This window comes from Colwellia sp. TT2012, assembly GCF_001440345.1.
GTDB lineage: Bacteria > Pseudomonadota > Gammaproteobacteria > Enterobacterales > Alteromonadaceae > Colwellia.
This window is the reverse complement of sequence record NZ_LJYX01000006.1, coordinates 833,158-851,615: the sequence shown is the minus strand read 5'-3', so window position 1 is coordinate 851,615 and position 18,458 is coordinate 833,158. Positions and strand designations below refer to the sequence as shown.

Below are 18,458 nucleotides of genomic sequence, written 5' to 3'. Positions count from 1 at the left end.
CTTACGCTACTTAACACTAAAACCAAAAGCATAAGGGTCATCGTCATCGATGGTAATGCAGTTTTTACCAAACACTTTTGCCCAACCTTCGATGCTCGGCATAATGGCAGTGATTGTCTTACCTGAGGCATTAAGCTCAACTACGCTTTCAATCTTGCCGGTAAATTGACTACCAATATAACTCTCATGTACAAAGGTATCGCCAACAGCTAATTCACCTTTGGCAAATAACTGCGCCATTCTAGCACTCGTGCCAGTGCCACATGGTGAGCGATCAATAGCTTTATCACCATAAAACACCGCATTGGCGGCATCTGAGCCTTGGGTTTGTGGGATTCCTGTCCACAAAACGTGACTGATGCCATTAACACTGGCATCTTCTGGGTGAACGCAGTCAAGCGACTTGCTGGCAACTTCACGCACTATCGGGCTCCACTTCAATATATCTGCAGCGCTCCATTGGTCAATACCGGGGAAATTTTCTTGTGGTTCGACAATGACATAAAAATTTCCGCCGTAAGATACATCAACAATTAACTGGCCTAGGCCGGGAATATCAAGAGTGATGTCACGATGTGCTAAATAAGCGGCGACATTAAATATTTTAACGCTAGAGACTTTGCCATTATTTTCTTGATACTCAATAGCAATCTGACCGGCGGGAACATCAATAATGAGTTTTCCTGGGATTTTCGGGGTAATAAGACCATTTTCTAAGCCCGCGGTAATAGTACCGATAGTACCATGACCACACATAGGAAGGCAGCCAGAGGTTTCAATAAATAGAATGGCCGCATCAGCATTAGCACTACAGGGTGGATACAAAAACGCGCCTGACATCATGTCGTGGCCGCGCGGTTCAAACATCAATCCTTGACGGATCCAATCAAAGCGTTCAATAAAATCTAGACGCTTTTCACTCATGGTCTCACCGACTAAATGAGGGTGACCACTGGTTACTAAACGAACCGGATTACCGCACGTGTGTGCGTCGATACAAAAAAATGTGCCCTTAACCATAATGTCCCCAATAATAATTCCTTTTTAACTGACTAAAGGAAAGCACGGAAATTAAATTCCTGTTCTTCCCCGTCAATTGCTAATAAAGCAATTAATCTAAGTTAAATTTGCTCAAATCGATGCGGTCAGCAACCGCTTCATTATAGATGCGTTCAACGTTAGCACGTTCTTCACCAATGAACGGCATACGTGGCGCACGTGTTAACTCGCTAAATTCTTTGTGATAATATACCAATCGTTTTTGTACCTTTTCACAACTATTAGTAATGTCGATTTTTCTGTCGATGTTAAATCCGACGTCTACTTCGACAATAATTCCGTTTAGTAACACAATTGATTTTGATAAACTATTGCTAGTCAAATTTAAGTATATTGTATACAATCCGTTTAAGATGGCAAGTATAATTTTCCTTACTTAATAGCCAGTAGCAATACCTAGTAATAATAGCGACTTAGACCTCTAGCCACCACAAGGTGTAAATTAATGTATACAGATATAAACCAAAAAAAAGATAAAAAACAACAAACGGTTGCGGTAATTGGTGCCGGAATTATTGGTATAAATTGTGCCTTAGAATTACAAAGTCTAGGTTATCAAGTCACCTTACTTGATAAAGAAGGTATAGGTTTGGGCTGTTCAAAAGGCAATGCTGGTCATTTTGCTACTGAACAAGTATTTCCATTGGCCGAGTCCTCACTATTATGGCAAATGCCGAAGTTACTGCTTGACCCGCTTGGTCCTGTGTCTTTATCTGCTAAGCACTTTGTTAAAGCAATTCCTTGGTTTATGCAGTTTTTTAATAATATGCGTCCAAGTTTACGTGCTAAAAACACCCTTGCTATACAAGCACTCAATAAAAATGCCATCAGCCATTATCAAATATTATTGAAAAAGGCTAATGCAGAGCATTTAATTAGCATGCAGGGGTCTTTATTAGTATTTGAAACCAATGAAATTAGTAAAGTGGAGGCTATGCATCAACACTATCAAGGCGCAGGTATTAGCGTAACGTTATTAGACAGAACAGAAACACTTAAGCTTGAGCCAAACTTACATGACAATATTAATTATTCTTTATTTTTTACTGATGTTGCTCATACCATTGACCCCTTAGCATTGAGCAGAACACTGGCCGACTTTGCTAAAAGTAAAGGTATGACTTTTCAACAAGCAGCCGTAACAAACATAACTCAGAGCGCTAGTAATAACGGTAATGGTGTCACGGTAAAAACAGAGCAAGATAGCTTGTCTTTTGATTACTGTGTTGTTGCTTGTGGGGCTTGGTCAAAAGAGTTGTTAAAGGGTTTAAACTATCATCTGCCTATTGAGGCTGAACGTGGTTATAGCTTGAGTTTAGCCGTTAACGAACAGGCTGTGCCCCTCTTATCTCGCCCCGTAGCTTCTGCGGAACGTCGCTTTATCATTACCCCGATGGATAAAATATTGCGCCTAGCTGGCACAGTTGAATATGCAGGGCTGAACGCACCAGCAAATTATCGGCGAGCGGAGATGTTAAAAGAAAATGCCAGGTTTATTTTAAAAACCTTACCTGAACAACAGTCTGAACATGCAACTAAAGAAGAAAGCTGGATGGGTTGTCGCCCATCATTACCTGACTCTTTACCTGTTATTTGCCAAGCGCCAAATCACGATAAAATATTTTTTGCTCTTGGCCATCAGCACTTAGGTCTAACCCAAGGAGCTATTACCGGCAAACTAATTGGTCAATTAGTCACGAAGAAAAAGACAGAAATTGACGTTAGTCCTTTTTGTATTAGTCGCTTTAACTAGCATTAACTCAGGCAACTGCGACAGTAAAAATTGAACAGTTCATTTTTGAAAAAAAATGACCAAACTAAATCACTTGTAGAAAATCTCACAGAACGCTTAATGAATAGGATAAATTCAACAGCCAAAATTGAAGCTTGCTTGCATAGTTTTATTGACATAATTTAATTAAACATTGATAACCCCCCCAGCTATGCTGGGGTGACTCGCATAGGTTTATACCCGTGACCAATCAAAGTGCAGGATTGAGGTGGCTTGGGTATATATCCGAAATCAAGAGAAAAATGATGAGTTCGGGGACCAACTGAAGTTTGGCATGTAATACGCTTTGGGCGTAACCCAATAAGCCTCCGGCTTTGCCTGAGGTAATTTAAATGGTATAATGTATTCAATATTCAATATTATTTTTAAACAAGAGAAAATATGATGGAAACAAATAGTACAGATTGGCGATATACGGTGATGCCGGCCGTGTTTACCTGGCTAAAAGAGTCAGAATCCGGTGCCCTTGAAATTGACTTTGATGCAACACAAAAACAGGCCGCAGGTGTTTTAAAAGCTCAGGGAAAGGGCGGAAGCAGAATGGGCGGACTTGTCGCTTCAGGTACTCTGGGTGAGAATAGCTACCTGAGCACCGAACAGCGTCTTGCTTTACTTAAATGCCTTTCTGAGGTTGCTAAAGAATACAATGTCCCGTTGATCAGTGGAGCTGCGGCAGAAACTAAGGAAGAGCTTGCCAAAATCATTGAAGGACTCGCAACGGTTGGAGTGGATACAGTCATGGTCATGCCGCCAAAAACTAAGGCGGTTCCTTCTGATGAAGAAATGTATGCGTACTATGCGCTTGCTGAAGCAACTGCAAAAGAGGCAGGCGTAACAATTATGCCTTATAACAACCCTGATGCAGCCGGCTATCATGCACTCTCAACTGATGTTCTTAGAAGACTTTCTGTTCTACCTGCAGTAACTGCTCTTAAAATATCGACTACAGATGTTTCAACTATTGAGACGCTGATGTTAGAGAACAAAGATTTAAAAATTTTGGCCGGTGTTGACACTGTCACTGTACATGCAGGACTTGCTGGAGCATGCGGTGGGATTACAGGTGTAGGTACTATCTTCCCAAAAGCTAGTGTTACTATGCAGGAATATGTTTTAAAAGGAGAATGGGATGAGGCAAACAAAATTTCTCAGGCTATGAATTCCCTATCGTATCTTGATGCTCAGCCGCTGCTTATGGAATATCTTAAGTTTGCTATGGGAATTCATCATAATGATGCTGCTGGAGGGCTTCGTACCTTTGGTAAGAAATTAACTCAACAGCAAATTGATGATGTCCGCGCAAGATATAGTCTAGCAAAAGAAAGACTTGAACTTCTGGATTTAATAGACTGATCCTTGCAAATATTCAAAAAAAGAAAGCTCCGTTTTTACGGGGCTTTTTTTGTGTCCGTCTCCGGATTGGCACCGAGTTTTTAGATCCCAAGGTAGCAATGATTCTATGTCAGGCTCGGGTTGACTGAGTTCTTCTAAACATTTGACCAGGTAGCGTTAAGTGTTGCTCTTAGCGAATTTGCCAAAAGCAAAGGCATGACTTTCCAGCAAAGCGCAGTCACACAAGTAGCTCAGAGTGATTTCGGTGTTACTATTAAATCGGATCAAGAAAACTTAACTTTTGATCATTGTGTTGTTGCTTGTGGGGCTTGGTCAAAAGAGTTATTAAAGGGCCTTAACTATCATTTACCTATTAACGAACAAGATACCACCCTATTATCCCGCCCCGTAGCTTCCGCTGAACGCCGCTTTATCATTACTCCGATGGAGAAAACCTTAAGGTTAGCAGGTAAGGTTGAATATTCCGGCCTGAACGCACCGGCAAATTATAAACGCGCTGAGATGTTAAAAGATAATGCCCCTTTATTTTAAAGACGCGTCCTAAACAGGAAAGCGAACAAAAACCTGAGCAAGAAGCTTGGATGGGCTGTCGTCCATCATTGCCTGATTCTCTACCGGTTATTTGCCAAGCACCAAACCATGACAAAGTATTATTTGCCCTTGGTCATCAACATTTAGGCTTAACGCAAGGTGCTATTTCTGGCAAACTTATTGGCCAGCTAGTGACTAAGCCAGCAAGCGAAATCTACGTAAGCGCTTTTTGCATAAGTCGCTTTAACTAGCATAAAGATAACTACCGTTTCAAGGGAAAATAAAGGCACCATGGTGCCTAGCCGCGCTGAAGTGTATTAGCTAAGCAGTAAGTAGCTAATAAAACCCAGCCAACTTAAGCCTAATAAGAGCCACGGTAGCTTATTCGTTGTACTGTTAACGTCACTTAGTTTATCCACACCTGCTAGCTCTTCATCGGCGCGTTGCTTTTGTTTCACTTGCTGCTTGCGGTCTTTGTCTCGCTCACGAGACTTTTTACTTTGCTGCTTTTTATATTCACTAATACCCTTTTCAATTCCTTGGGCAATAAGTTTGGTTTGCTCTTTGCTTTGGCCTTTTTTTTGTCTGCCTTTCGCCACTTTCAGGGCTTGCTCTTGGGTTTCTTTTGATACTTTATTAGTCATTGTTTGCTGCTACTCTTATCTGTTTTTTTTGATGTTTTCATATTCACCATGAAAATCGCTTACTTAGCCAAGGCCCCATTAAAAAGTGCCACTAAAGTTTAAGCCATAATGACCACGGCTAGCGTTAGGTGAAATAGTAATACCTGAATAGGGTTCGGTAAAATATAACCCTGAAAGAATACCAATAGCAGCCCCAGCTAATACATCTATCGCATAGTGTTTATCACTTTGTACGCGACTATAGCCAACAAAAGTGGCACCGATATAAGCGGGAATGGCCCATTGCCAGCCATAACGCTGTTGAATAAAGGTTGCCGCGGCAAAACTATCGGCGGTATGACCTGAAGGAAATGAGTCATCACCAGAGCCGTCTGGTCTGTCTTTATCTACGGCGAACTTTAGCCCTTCCACTGCAACACGAGACACTAGCCCTGACTTAATAAGCTGCCAACTACCTTGATAGTTATCCTCTATCACTAAGCTTGCACCTAAAGCCACAGCGGGTAAAAGTAAGTGCATAATATCACCTGATTTTCCCAGGTTAGACTTTGCCAGTACCGGAGCTGTTACCAGTAATAAAAATATAAATAAAAACGTCTTCACTAAACTAACTCATAAAATAATAAATCGAGGTCGCCTTTATACCTAGCCAAAGCAATAATTGCAAAGTTCATTTAGCAGGATCTAACTTTATTAACAACAAACTTGCATGACAATGTTTGTTTTAATTGCCTGACGATACCCGTGTGTAAAGTTGCTGTGACAATAATCTCATCGAATAAACACGACCGTTAAACGCATCCTAGTTGACATTTTTTTAACATACGAGAAAATGGTAGAGTTAAGAATGCTAGGGTAAGCCGATAAATATTGGCTGCTCATGAAAAGCAATAATATTATAAAGCAGCCAATACAAGCATAACGTATCAAAACAAAAGTTAAGCGGCTTGTTTTAATGTCGCTGTTTACTTGGCTTACTAATTAACGACAGCCAGTTAGTAGATAACTACAAAAATCAATTTAAAAAGAGAACAATTTCATGAAAAAATCTTTGATAGCCCTTGCCTTGGCAGCTACCTTTCTTGGTGGTTGTGGCATGTTTGAAGCGAGTAATGACAGCAATAAAAGTGTTACCGCCAGCAAAGCAGAGCTTGGTAGCTTTGGTGTTGATTTAAGCGCCCGCAATGAAGCAATAAAGCCCGGTGATGACTTCTTTATGTATGCCAGCGGCACTTGGTATGACAATTTTGTTATGCCTGCCGATAAAACGCGCTTTGGTGCCTTTACTGCTTTAGCTGAGCGCAGTGAAACACAAGTGAAAGAAATTATTGATGATATTACCAGCCGTAGCAGTCTCAACGCCGATGAACAACTAATTGCTGATTTTTATCAGGCATATATGGACACTGATGCGGTCAATAAATTAGGCATCAGCCCTATTCAGGCGACTTTAACTCAAATTAGCGCAGTAAAAAGTACCCGTGATTTAACCAAGATTTTTGGTGAGGCATGGTTAACGGGGACCGAGTCTCCGATTGGTGGCTATATGTGGTTTAACCGTTTAGATCCAAACCAATATGAAATGTCGATTGGTGCTGGTGGTTTAGGTCTGCCAGACCGTTCTTACTACTTAGAAGACAATGAACGTTTTGAAGATATTCGTAATGCCTATACAGCACATATTGCGACTATGCTAGCTTTTGCCGGTATTGAAAATGGCCAAGCACGGGCCGAGCATGTTTTGGCACTGGAAACGAAAATAGCCCAAGGACACTGGCCACGTGAGAAACGTCGTAATCGTGATTTAAGCTTAAATCAAGTAAAACGTGCTGATTTAGCTAAGCAATACCCTGACTTTGACTGGGATACTTACTTTGCTCAATCAGGTTATAAAGTGCCGCAACTTAATATTTCTCAGCCTGAGCCGGTAAAAGCCATGATTGCTTTAATCAACTCAGAGACGTTAGCAGTTTGGCAAGATTATTTAACTTATCATACCATTAGTGGCAATGCAGCTTTATTGTCTGATGACATTTATGCCGCTAATTTTGCTTTTTATGGTACAGAATTAAATGGTCAACAAGAGCCCCGTCCACGTTGGAAACGTGCTATTGGTGAAATGTCAAACACAGAATCATTAGGTTTTGCTATTGGTAAAGTCTATGTTGCTCGCTACTTCCCTGAAAGCTCAAAGGTACAAATGGCGCAGCTAGTTGAAAATTTACGTACGGCTCTGGGCCAACGTATCGACGGACTTGACTGGATGAGCGATGAAACGAAAGTTAACGCGCATGCTAAGCTTGCCGCATTTACCCCTAAAATTGGTTACCCTGATGTATGGCAGGAGTTTGACGGGGTAACAATATCTAAAACTGATTTAGTAGGTAACATTAAAAACCTACGTCAATTTTTTAATGCCGATAGCGTCGCCAAAGAGTTAAAGAAAACCGACCGTGATCGTTGGGGTATGACGCCACAACGTGTTAACGCCTACTACAACAGTTCATTTAATGAAATTGTCTTTCCTGCAGCAATATTACAACCGCCATTTTTCGATCCAAATGCCGATGCTGCGGTTAACTACGGCGCCATTGGTGCGGTAATTGGTCATGAAATGGGCCATGGCTTTGATGATCAAGGTTCAAAGTCTGATGAAAATGGTATACAACGCAATTGGTGGACTGATGAAGACAGGGACGCTTTTGATGCAAAAACCGATCAATTAGTGGCGCAATACAATAAGTATGAAGCCATCCCAGATAACTTTGTAAACGGCCGTAACAGCTTGGGCGAAAATATTGGTGATGTTGGTGGCTTAGCCATGGCTTACCATGCTTATAAATTGAGTTTAAATGGTAAAACAGCGCCTATTATTGACGGTGTTACCGGTGACCAACGTTTCTTCTTAGCATGGGCACAAGTATGGAAAGAAAAACGTACTGAAAAGAGTATGTTAAACCAATTACGTGGTGGTACACATGCACCAGGACGTTTCCGTGCACAAGCGCCACGTAACCACGATGCTTGGTATAAAGCCTTTGACGTACAACCAGGTGATGCGCTTTATTTACCAGAAGATGAGCGTGTGCGCATTTGGTAATTATGTTAATACAGTAATAGTCGTTTAACGGAAAAACTCCGATTAAAAATGCCAGTCATAATGTGACTGGCATTTTAATTTCGTAGGATGATATTTTAAATTTTATTATCAGAGAAAGCTGTAATAAATGAATTTTATGTTAAAGCAATTAAATTCAATGAGAATAAATGTTCAAAAACAAGACGCTTGATTGAGCAATAGCTAGCTATTGTGATTGAAAGCAACGACGTTATTGGATATTTAGGCCATTAATATTAATTAAACTTAAAACGTGATACTAGCTCATTTAAATGCATGGCTTTCTCTCTAAGCTCACTACAAGCAATAGAGGTTTGCTGCACTATCTGGCTATTGGCGCGTGAAATATCAGCAACGGCACTAACATGAGGATTAATTTCACCGACCACATTCGATTGCTCTCCTGTCGCCGTAGCAATTTGCAAATTCATCTCATTCATAATAGCGATACTTGCCGAAATACTTTTTAAGTGTTTACCTGAGTTACTCGCCTCGGTTTGACTGTTAGTACTGAGCTCTGTGCTTTGAGCAATCGCGGCAACTACCTCTTCTGTTTTAGCTTGAAGTTTTTCAATAATATTTCTGATCTCTTCGGTCGAATCATGACTGCGTGATGCCAAGGTCCTGACTTCATCTGCAACCACGGCAAAACCTCGTCCTTGTTCGCCAGCACGGGCAGCTTCAATAGCGGCATTAAGGGCCAATAAGTTAGTTTGCTCAGAAACACTACGTATTACTTCAACAACCGTATCAATAGAGCGGGCATCTTCGGCCAATTGTGTGATCATAGCACTGGTAGAGATGAGCTGCGCACTCATCGCTGAAACGCTAGAGATGGTTTGTACTACCGAGTCGTTACCTTGCTGCACCGTTGCATCAGCAGATTGTGCACTTTGTGCGGCATTATTTGCACTGCCGGCAATTTCTTCTGCGGTCATGCCCATTTCATGCATCGCCGTGGCAATTTGCTCAACGCGACTCACTTGCTCATTAATTTCAGCTTCCATTGATTTAGCTTGTGAGTCTATTTCTTCAATGGCAACCGCAAGTTCATTAGCGGTATTGGAAACCTGTTGCATTATTTCGCTTAAATGGCTAACAAATTGATTATACCCCCTTGCCATAATACCTACTTCGTCTTGACGTGAATCATCTAAACGACGGGTTAAGTCGCCACCACCTTCACCAATTTCGGCCAACATATCAGCCAACTGACCAAAGGGCGAAATTAACCGAGAGATTAGCCAAGTGCTAACCAAGGCAGAAATTACCGCAATAATTAGCCCCATCATAACGAGTTTCCAAGTCGCTTGAGTTAACGCGCCAAGTACCTCTTCTTTGGGAACCTCTGCCACGACATACCAGCCTATATTGTCAATATAGCGACTTGCCATAAGGGTTGTTACCCCGTTGCGGGTAAACTCAGTTGAGGTAAATTGTGCTTTCGATAACAAACTCTGGCTATTTTTAACGCCGAGATCAGCCAAAGACTTGCCAATTAGTTGGGTATTCGGATGAAGTTTTATTTTGCCCTGCTCATCAACTAAAAAGACCTTACCCGTTTTTGCAAGACGGTATTGGCTAATAGTTTGCGCCATATTCTCTAATGATAAACCCACCCCCACTATAGCGCTAGGCTCACCTGAGACTCTCATTAAGTAATTAATAAATAAGGTGGGGATATTTGTTTGTTCATCAATATCAAGAACAAGTTCATATTGCTTGCCACTATTGATAAAATTATAAAACCATTGATCATTATTACCTTGTGGCGATAAAGTTTTAAAAAGTCCACCTGGGGTGAAGTAGTGACCGGTATTGACTGAGACGATAAAAGCGCTAATGGTATCAAATTCACGCTGAATATTGTTTAAATAAGAGATAACTTGTTGCTGCTCACCTCGTTGCTCTCCATTAGCAATAAACTGCTGAACATAAAGGTTAGTCGACATGGTTTGCGATACCGTAATGGGTAACAGCAAATGTGCCTTTAAATCATTGGCAACCTCACCCAGTGCTGCCGGTAGTTCTCTTTCAATGGCGGCTTCCAAAATTATGGCTCGACTTGAGCTAAGAGCAAAAGCACTAACGATGACAATAGATAGCACCACGGCAGTCAAGGTAGTAAGTACAACTTTACGGCGAATAGTTAAATTCAACATAGATAAATCTCTTCCTTTGCAAGTAAAAGCGAATTGATACTGGGACTAAAATAAGAACTAAAAATTTACAATAACTTAAAATATCCGACTATATATCCCCCAAGCTACTTGTAGCTGCGTGCTTGAGGATGCTTGAGCGGTTCATGATCAAGGTGCCTTCTTTTATTAAGGATGATTCCCTTAACAAAGGAGGCAACTAAAAGCATGATTTGCTCAGACGACCCCGCAGGGCTGGTTTAAAATACTCTCCATAAGCAGACTGTTAATTTCAAATGATGAAAAACTAACAGTTATATAGAGTTATCGGCCGTTAGTCATTTTTCTAAAATAAAAAACAGATAAAAAACAAGCCGTAAGGCTTAGTTTTTAAGTAGTTATCCTATTGTCTTCATGATAACTACTTATGGCAACATGACTAAAGCTAGATTATTTTTCTGGCACGCTAGTGTACTTCTCAAACCAAGCAAGACTATGCTCTATTTTTGTAATCATTCTTGATGGTTTACCGGCAATACCGTGTGGTGAACCCGGCACTTTAATTAACACAGTATCGATTTTTCTTAATTTAAGTGCTTGATAAAATTGTTCTGTTTGCGCCATTGGTGTACGTAAATCTTCTTCTCCGGTTATCAACATAGTGGGTGTAGTGACATTACCCACCAGTGACATAGGTGAGCGCTTCCAGTAATGCTCAACATGTTCCCATGGCATGCCAGGAAATTGCGTCGGGATTTGCCCTAAACCACTATCCGCGGTAAGTACTTTACTTAACCAGTTAATAACCGGTTTGACCACAACTGCAGCGGAAAAGCGATCGGTTAAGCCAATGGCATAGGCTGTGGCTATACCACCGGCAGATCCGCCGGCAATAAACAAGTTATTTTCATCGATAAAACCTAAGTCCACCATGGCATCGACACCTGAGTCATGATCGGCAAAGTCTTCGATAGAGCTATATTTGTATTTTAATAACATGGCAAAACGCTCACCATAAGAGCTACTTCCGCGGTGGTTATCATAGAAAACCACATAGCCTTGTGCGGCGAATCGTTGTAATTCAGCGGAAAAGTGCGGGCCATAAGCCAAATGTGGACCACCATGAATTTCTAGAATCAAGGGGTACTTTTTCTTAGGATCAAAGTTTGGCGGGGTAATGTACCACCCTTGCATAGGCTCACCATCAAATGACGAGTTATAACGAATTTCATGTACTTGACCTAAGGTTTTATGACCAAATAAATCTTCATTTAATTGCGTTAACTTTGATAGTTTTTTTCGGGTATTAATGACAGCAACATCCGCTGGACGAGAAGAACTACCTTGAGTAAATGCCATATAGCCTTCGTTTGAAGCGGTAAAGCTACCACTGATATAAGGTCTACCAATACTGGTACCGGCAAGCGTATCGGTTAGATCCTTTATTTTGCCTTTAGTACTAATGGTAGCAAGCTTTCGTTTACCAAAATCATCATAGCTTATGGCTAATAGTGAGCTAGATAACCATTGTGGCTCTCTTATTGATCGGTCAAAGTCACTAGCAATCTTAGTCACTTTTTTAGTTTTCCAATCCATAATGTTCAATTTGGCATTACGATATGGGTTTAAAGCATTGGAAGTAGATAAAAAGGCGAGTTTTTTACCATTCGCTGAAAAGACAGGATTAAACTCTTTACCTGGCTGTGAGGTTAATTGCTTAAGTTCACCATCGGCTAAAGCCACTTGATACAAGTTGCCTTCAAGTGACTTATATTCCCAATCTTTTATACGATTTGCTGAAAAAACAATGGCATCACTGCTATGACTCCAAGTAAGTTTTCCTCTGTGATGAAAGTCACCTTGAGTAAGCTGACGTGGCGTTCCACCGTCACTCGGTAACACAAAAATATGCTTATAACCCGGTTTAACTAACCCTCGTCCATCGGCTTGATAATAAGCTTTATCAATAACAATCACAGGTTTAGACCACTTAGCGCCTTTGGGTTTTTTCGGCATTTTTGCAAGCACGGTTGCCTGACCAGCAACAAGTTGGCTAAACGCTAGCCATTTACCATCAGGTGACCAAGTCAAACTAGCAATGCCGCTTTGTAGCTGACTAACAAGTGCCGTGCGATTTTGCTGCAGATAATGCACATGTATTTGGTAACTGCCGGTTAGGTTACTGATAAAAGCAATTTTTTCACCATCTGCTGACCAGCGCGGCTGAGAATACTGCTTCTCATCCGAAAAAATCGGCAACTGCTGCTTAGTTTTAACATCAATCAACCACAAGTTTTTATTCTTATTATCGGTCATGATGTCATTGGAATTTCTGATATAAACAATCTTACTGCCATCCGGAGATATTTGCGGATCACTGGCATATTCTAACGAGAAAATATCTTTAGCTTCGAAAAGGTTTTTATCTACAGGACTATTAGCTACCGTGATAAATGGTGTGCTTAAGACACTAACAGCTAAAACTAATCGATAAGAAAAGCGAGAAAAAAAGCGCATTGGTTTACTCCAAGACTAAAGGTGGGCCAAACATGTACTCACCATTATTTGATTAAAGGTTTTTATTAAGACTAATAGTGTATACAAAATAACGAGCTTTCACAGGGGGCTCACTGGGTTCTACCTTATATCTTGGTTCATTAGTCGCAAGCGTTAACCAAAGCCCGTTCAACCGTTTAGGTAAGTAACTATCGGATGGTGCTAGAAGCTAGAAGCTTGAAGCCTTGGCCATGATAACTTTTTTATTTTAAATAAGAGCAATGTCCGTTAATATCTAGCCGGTCTTGGCGGATCAAGAAATAATTTACTCACTTCATTGGCATTTAAAGCATCAGTGACGTTAATAAAATAACCATTTAAATGGAAATAAACATGTTAAAAAAGATAAAAATTTACGGTGCAATCCTCATCTTATTAGTGATCACTTTCTTCATCATTAATCGCTTATCAAATGATGATGTTGGTAATATTTCATTAGGCATGTTCACACTCAAAGATATAAAACTCAATACCATGATTGATCCAGTTGTAACCGGTGTTACCTGCCACGTAGCCAGTATAGAAGCGAGTTTCAGTTTATCAGACCCTAGCGACAGCTCAATTTCCTGTCGACAAACAGGTAATATTACCGCTGAAATGATTGCTCAAATAGATAAAAGTAAATCTGGCGAGGTGATTTTTAAAAAATCAAAAAGTATCTTTTTTAAAACCATGAAAATAAGACGTATTTTTGACGCTAAAAACCAAACTCTTATGTACTTATCGTATGCGACAAAAGAAACCTCAGGTAGCTTTAAGCACAGTCTTTCAACCGTGCCATTGTGGGGAACTAAAGCTTATATAGAGCCCGTCGTTAATATCAAACATTAATATTTTACCTTAAAATGGCTATCACAAATCTAGCCATGCGTGATAGCTTAGCCCTGCCAGACCACATCATCAAGAACGACTCCTATTGTAATTTAATAATCACAAGTGAATTTAAAACAAACAAAATACACGTGTATAGCTCAACAAACAAACCAAAAACAGATTAAACCCTATAAAAACAAAACAAAAGAACACTATATGTAATTAAATTACAAATAAACTTTACAATCGAAAAATAATTAGTATAATTACTCTACATCCTTGGTAGAGAGAGAAATTGCTGCTTTACTAAGTGATAACCAAGTTCCTAATCATTTGTATTCCCTTACACTGATTATTTTAGCCACGTTTATAACGTGGTTTTTTTTTGCCTGTTGTTTGTTGATATAACTTTGGCTCTACTCGCTTTTCTTATACTTTAAAGCTTTAGGCAGCGTTATGCTAAATTGTGCTCCGTTTAAACTTGCTGAGTTATCAATACTGATATTACCGTGATGCCACTCGACAATTCGCTTAACGATGGCAAGTCCCATACCGTAACCCTTTACTTTTTTATCGCTACCTTGACCGCGAATAAAAGGTTTCATGATTTGTTCTCTTTGTCCGATAGCAATACCTTGGCCATCATCACTAACCGTGACAATAATATGACTGCCCTGCTCTACCACGGTTACCTGAATTTGACTATGGCAGTACTGATAGGCATTTTGTAATAAATTACTCATCATAATCATCAAATAGGATAAATCGCCATCAACGAATACTGGATTTTTCGGTGCATTGAATGTTAGTTGAATTTCATCCTGGCTTTTATTGTTAATGCTGGTGTTAATCAAGGATATAAAATCTACCGGGGCTTTATTTAGGGTGATTAAGGTTTGATCTAAACGCGCGTAACTGAGCAAGCTTTCTACTAAATCAACCATTTCATCAACATTATCACTGATCCTTTGCTCAAAACGTTTGCGTAAAACAGGATCATCTTCTTCTTGAATGGTATCAATACCAAAGCGAATACGTGCCAAGGGAGTGCGTAAATCGTGAGAAACAGCGCTACTGAGTAACTTTATATCGGTAACTAAATCATCAATACGCTGCGCCATACGGTTAAACTCTAATTCTAAATCACGAATATAAGAGATAGAGCCAACATTTATACGCTGATTTAAATTACCTTCGCCAAATGATTTTGCCGCTTGTCGTAAGGTCATTAATCTTTTTACTAACGGATAAATCCACAATAGCATTAAGACTAATACCGCCAAATAAAACAAGCTGGTTAGAAAGATAGGCAATAAGGCGTTACCTTGATTAGCGGTTTGTGGCAGCGTGGTTAAAACCAAAAGTTCATCCGTACGAGCAAGATAAAAATGCAAGGCAATACTATCATCGGTTTCAAGAAGTAACGGCTGGCCGGCCGTTAAATCGTCAAGTAATGCTTGTGGTAAAGGAAAGTTTGTTAAAGGCTGTAAACGTAGTGACAATATACCTTTGCTTGGCCATTTATCAATAAATTCTTGACGGTTATCGAGCGCCGACAGCGTTACCGCCAAGTGAGTACCTACTTGCTCTAAAACACTGATGGTATCTTGCTGTGTTGTTGATTGTTGTTGCTCTTGGTCATTATATTGCGTTAAGTATTGCTCATAAATGCCATCAAACATCCAACCTAAACCAATCGTCGCGATAAGCACTACCGCCAGTAAAGAAAGCGTTAAATTACGCATAAAGAGTTACCCTGAAAATTGTCTAAAATAAGGCATAAAACGCTAATTACCAAACATCCTTGGCAAATAAGTAGCCTTTACCCCAAATGGTTTTAATGCGAAAAGGCTCGGAAGAGTCATCTTTTAGTTTTTTTCGTAACCTTGATATGCGTAAGTCAATGGAGCGATCAAAACCGTCATAATCAAAGCCACGAAAGTGGCTCACTAGCTCTTTACGAGACACCACTTGCCCCGCTTTGCTGGCAAGAAACCATAAAACATCAAACTCATTAGAGGATATTTTTATCGACTCGCCATCAAGGATGACACTGCGGGCCTGTGCACTAATCACCAAACCGCTGAATTTGAGTACACCATTAGACGCCAACTCATCAACACGGCTAGACGCTGTACGAGACTTTTCCTTACGACGCAATAAAGCGCGAATCCGAGCCAGCAATACCCTGGCTCGAACGGGCTTAGTGATATAGTCATCTGCGCCCATCTCTAGCCCCAGCACCTCATCGATTTCTTCATCACGTGCGGTGATCATAATGATAGGATTAGTAAAGCTTGCTCTGACTGTCTTGCAGACATCAAGTCCATCCATACCGGGCAACATGCCATCAAGTAAAACAATATCAGGATTAAGTGAGCCAATAAGAACCACCGCTTCATCCCCTCGGTGGCAGATGGTGACTTTAAAGTCACGCGCGGTTAAATAGTCGGCTATCCATTGTGCGAGATCGATATCGTCTTCCACTAATAAAATATGCGAGCCCGTTTGCGCTACCATGTCTTAACTCTCCTATGTTTGTCTTAGTGGTCCTTTCAACTGAAAGAGCCGCGGTTATCCCAGGAAATATATCTATAATGTATTTTTCTGTTAAAAGATGCGCCATGATTTTCTGGGCTGACCTTTTTTCTTATGTACCCAAGCCATTTTAACTACCGCGGTTGCTACCGATAAACTGTCATTTTGTCGCCTTAATGAAAACTCTAAATTGACCTTACTATCAAATGATTTTTTAAATTCACCCTCAGTGGTGTTTTCCCAGCAATTAAGTGCTTTAGCCGCTGCCGAGCTATATAAGCAATAATTGCCTGGGGTAGTAACTTGCCAGCTTAACTGCACCGAAACATAACAAACCTGCCCCTGACGCATAGCAACACATTGCTCTGGACTTACCTGCATACTCGCTTGTATCTCGGTCGCATTAGCTACCGAGTTGATGGCTAACAACAATAGCAGCAAACAAGAGGTTTTAAGTTGTAATAGCAGTCGTTGCAGCTGCTTGTTCATTTTTGTAGAGAGCATAGTCATGGGCCCTTAAAAAATAAAGGTTAGTAAAAGGCCAGCACGGTAACCGTCTTCAACGGTGTCTTGGCGTGCGGCAATACTGCGTTCAGACAGCGCGTTATAACCAACATAACTGCCGATTACCCAATCGGTAGTTAAGGGGTATTCGACGCCTAACTCGGCCGAGTAGCTGAGACCATCTTTGGTTGATAAATTATCGTCAGCCCACGTTTGTACGCCATAAGGTGTTACTTCTTTTGAACGATATTGCAGTCCAAGATTAGTATAGAAATTAGTATTTCTATACTGCCAGTTATAACTGTATGAAATAGAAGCTTCAATTCCATCACTGCCTTGACCATTACGACTAACAGGTGAGTAAATCATCTGTAGCTGACTGTTGTCATAAAACCCGGTCATTCTAAGACCCGCACGTTCATCTTCATTACGGCTTTGAATACCCGCTAAGCCCTCAATGCCTCGAGTACTGTATTGGTAAAACAAATCAAAAGAGTAATCTTCACTATTATAGAAATTAACACCCCAGGCAGGCATTGAATACATACCTTGAATTCGACGAGTACTAATACCTGGCGACTCTATAAACAAGCCTAGTAACTGCACTCGGTAACTAATGGTGACATCAAATTCTGACTCAGTATCGGCATTGACGGCATTGGCATAATCATCACCAACACTACTTATTGCACTGACATCAACATAAAATCCGTCTCTTCGATTTTGAAAAAATCGATGAATGGTTTCACAGTCATCATCGTCATCTTCACAACTGTGCGCCTGATGTTTTTCATCATCACAGTCACCAATGCAAAAAGATAATTTCGCCTGATGTTTTTCATCGTCACAGTCACCAATGCAAAAAGATAATTCATCAGGGTCATGATTTTTTTTATCTGCTACAGTATCTTTTTCGAGCTCTTTTGCCGATGCTTTAGTCTCTGTTTGCTTATCAGCTTTTGCCACTGTTTTTACTTGCTCTATTGGTGCTACATTTTTCTTTTCACTCTCTTTTGCTGCGGTCGCGGCAAATGAAGTTAAAATGACACTGGTGGCAACTAAGCTGACTACGGTGCTTTTAATTAAGTTTTTCATAAATTCCCTGTGAATGTCTCTGTTTGATAACCGTAATATTAACTAAGCACTGAAGAAATAGACGTAACACAAATTAAGCTGATGTATCAATTTGTATCATATTTTAACGCGATAGTAACATTGCTTTACACTGGAAGGAATGGGGGAAAAGCTAATTAAGCTTGTTGGCTCGCTTTGAGCGTATGCCGATTAATTCTCATCACTAATAGTATTTTTAGCTATCACAGCAGCCAACAACTGCTCATGACTGGCTCATGGGCTAGCCATACTTTGAGGTACAAGCAATGCTGGAAACAGTTCATTTTGAAAGGAAATAC

General features: G+C 40.4%; 16 protein-coding genes. 6 read left to right on the top strand and 10 right to left on the bottom strand.

Going from position 1 to position 18,458, the window contains the following annotated elements; all coding sequences use genetic code 11:
• Window positions 1-6 precede the first annotated feature (6 nt).
• On the bottom strand, window positions 7-1,020 hold the full coding sequence (locus ASU03_RS05385) for a 4-hydroxyproline epimerase (protein ID WP_057830820.1): 1,014 nt from the start codon (window positions 1,018-1,020) through the stop codon (window positions 7-9).
• A 91-nt stretch (window positions 1,021-1,111) separates the two neighbouring features.
• Window positions 1,112-1,351, bottom strand: coding sequence for a hypothetical protein (locus tag ASU03_RS21045; protein ID WP_197411199.1), 240 nt, complete (start codon window positions 1,349-1,351; stop codon window positions 1,112-1,114).
• Between the two features lie 153 nt (window positions 1,352-1,504).
• On the opposite strand from ASU03_RS21045, the gene ASU03_RS05375 reads away from it, so the two are divergent.
• The 4 genes from ASU03_RS05375 to ASU03_RS21390 all read left to right on the top strand — a co-directional run bounded on the left by ASU03_RS05375 (window position 1,505) and on the right by ASU03_RS21390 (window position 4,986).
• Window positions 1,505-2,812, top strand: coding sequence for an NAD(P)/FAD-dependent oxidoreductase (locus tag ASU03_RS05375; protein WP_057830818.1), 1,308 nt, complete (start codon window positions 1,505-1,507; stop codon window positions 2,810-2,812).
• A gap of 423 nt (window positions 2,813-3,235) precedes the next feature.
• Window positions 3,236-4,204, top strand: a complete 969-nt coding sequence (locus ASU03_RS05370; protein WP_057831013.1) for a dihydrodipicolinate synthase family protein — start codon at window positions 3,236-3,238, stop codon at window positions 4,202-4,204.
• Window positions 4,205-4,399: 195 nt separating this feature from the next.
• A complete protein-coding gene (locus tag ASU03_RS21395) occupies window positions 4,400-4,735 on the top strand; it encodes an FAD-binding oxidoreductase (RefSeq protein WP_057830817.1) in 336 nt (111 codons plus the stop codon).
• 50 nt (window positions 4,736-4,785) lie between these two features.
• A complete protein-coding gene (locus tag ASU03_RS21390) occupies window positions 4,786-4,986 on the top strand; it encodes an FAD-dependent oxidoreductase (RefSeq protein WP_057830816.1) in 201 nt (66 codons plus the stop codon).
• Window positions 4,987-5,052: 66 nt separating this feature from the next.
• On the opposite strand, the gene ASU03_RS05355 is transcribed toward ASU03_RS21390, so the two are convergent.
• Together ASU03_RS05355 and ASU03_RS05350 are read right to left on the bottom strand one after the other, a co-directional pair.
• Window positions 5,053-5,379, bottom strand: coding sequence for a DUF2956 family protein (locus ASU03_RS05355; protein WP_057830815.1), 327 nt, complete (start codon window positions 5,377-5,379; stop codon window positions 5,053-5,055).
• A gap of 78 nt (window positions 5,380-5,457) precedes the next feature.
• On the bottom strand, window positions 5,458-5,982 hold the full coding sequence (locus ASU03_RS05350; protein ID WP_057830814.1) for a phosphatase PAP2 family protein: 525 nt from the start codon (window positions 5,980-5,982) through the stop codon (window positions 5,458-5,460).
• A 493-nt stretch (window positions 5,983-6,475) separates the two neighbouring features.
• On the opposite strand from ASU03_RS05350, the gene ASU03_RS05345 reads away from it, so the two are divergent.
• Window positions 6,476-8,479 (top strand): M13 family metallopeptidase, encoded by a 2,004-nt coding sequence (locus ASU03_RS05345; RefSeq protein WP_442855128.1) that lies wholly within the window; start codon window positions 6,476-6,478, stop codon window positions 8,477-8,479.
• 254 nt (window positions 8,480-8,733) lie between these two features.
• Here ASU03_RS05345 and ASU03_RS05340 read toward each other — a convergent pair whose 3' ends face one another.
• The gene (locus ASU03_RS05340; protein ID WP_057830812.1) at window positions 8,734-10,659 is read right to left on the bottom strand and encodes a methyl-accepting chemotaxis protein; all 1,926 of its coding nucleotides are present in this window, start codon (window positions 10,657-10,659) and stop codon (window positions 8,734-8,736) included.
• Between the two features lie 426 nt (window positions 10,660-11,085).
• Entirely contained in the window at window positions 11,086-13,152 is a 2,067-nt protein-coding gene (locus ASU03_RS05335; protein WP_057830811.1) for a S9 family peptidase, read from the bottom strand.
• Window positions 13,153-13,524: 372 nt separating this feature from the next.
• On the opposite strand from ASU03_RS05335, the gene ASU03_RS05330 reads away from it, so the two are divergent.
• A complete protein-coding gene (locus ASU03_RS05330; RefSeq protein WP_057830810.1) occupies window positions 13,525-14,022 on the top strand; it encodes a CreA family protein in 498 nt (165 codons plus the stop codon).
• Window positions 14,023-14,420: 398 nt separating this feature from the next.
• Here the strand turns inward: ASU03_RS05330 and ASU03_RS05325 are convergent, their stop codons facing one another.
• The 4 genes from ASU03_RS05325 to ASU03_RS05310 all read right to left on the bottom strand — a co-directional run bounded on the left by ASU03_RS05325 (window position 14,421) and on the right by ASU03_RS05310 (window position 18,141).
• A complete protein-coding gene (locus ASU03_RS05325) occupies window positions 14,421-15,749 on the bottom strand; it encodes an ATP-binding protein (protein WP_057830809.1) in 1,329 nt (442 codons plus the stop codon).
• Between the two features lie 46 nt (window positions 15,750-15,795).
• Window positions 15,796-16,524 (bottom strand): response regulator, encoded by a 729-nt coding sequence (locus tag ASU03_RS05320; RefSeq protein WP_057830808.1) that lies wholly within the window; start codon window positions 16,522-16,524, stop codon window positions 15,796-15,798.
• Window positions 16,525-16,614: 90 nt separating this feature from the next.
• Window positions 16,615-17,046, bottom strand: a complete 432-nt coding sequence (locus ASU03_RS05315) for a DUF3019 domain-containing protein (protein WP_057830807.1) — start codon at window positions 17,044-17,046, stop codon at window positions 16,615-16,617.
• Between the two features lie 12 nt (window positions 17,047-17,058).
• Window positions 17,059-18,141 carry a MipA/OmpV family protein gene (locus ASU03_RS05310; RefSeq protein ID WP_057830806.1) on the bottom strand — a complete coding sequence of 361 codons (1,083 nt, stop codon included), beginning with the start codon at window positions 18,139-18,141 and terminating at the stop codon, window positions 17,059-17,061.
• Window positions 18,142-18,458 lie beyond the last annotated feature (317 nt).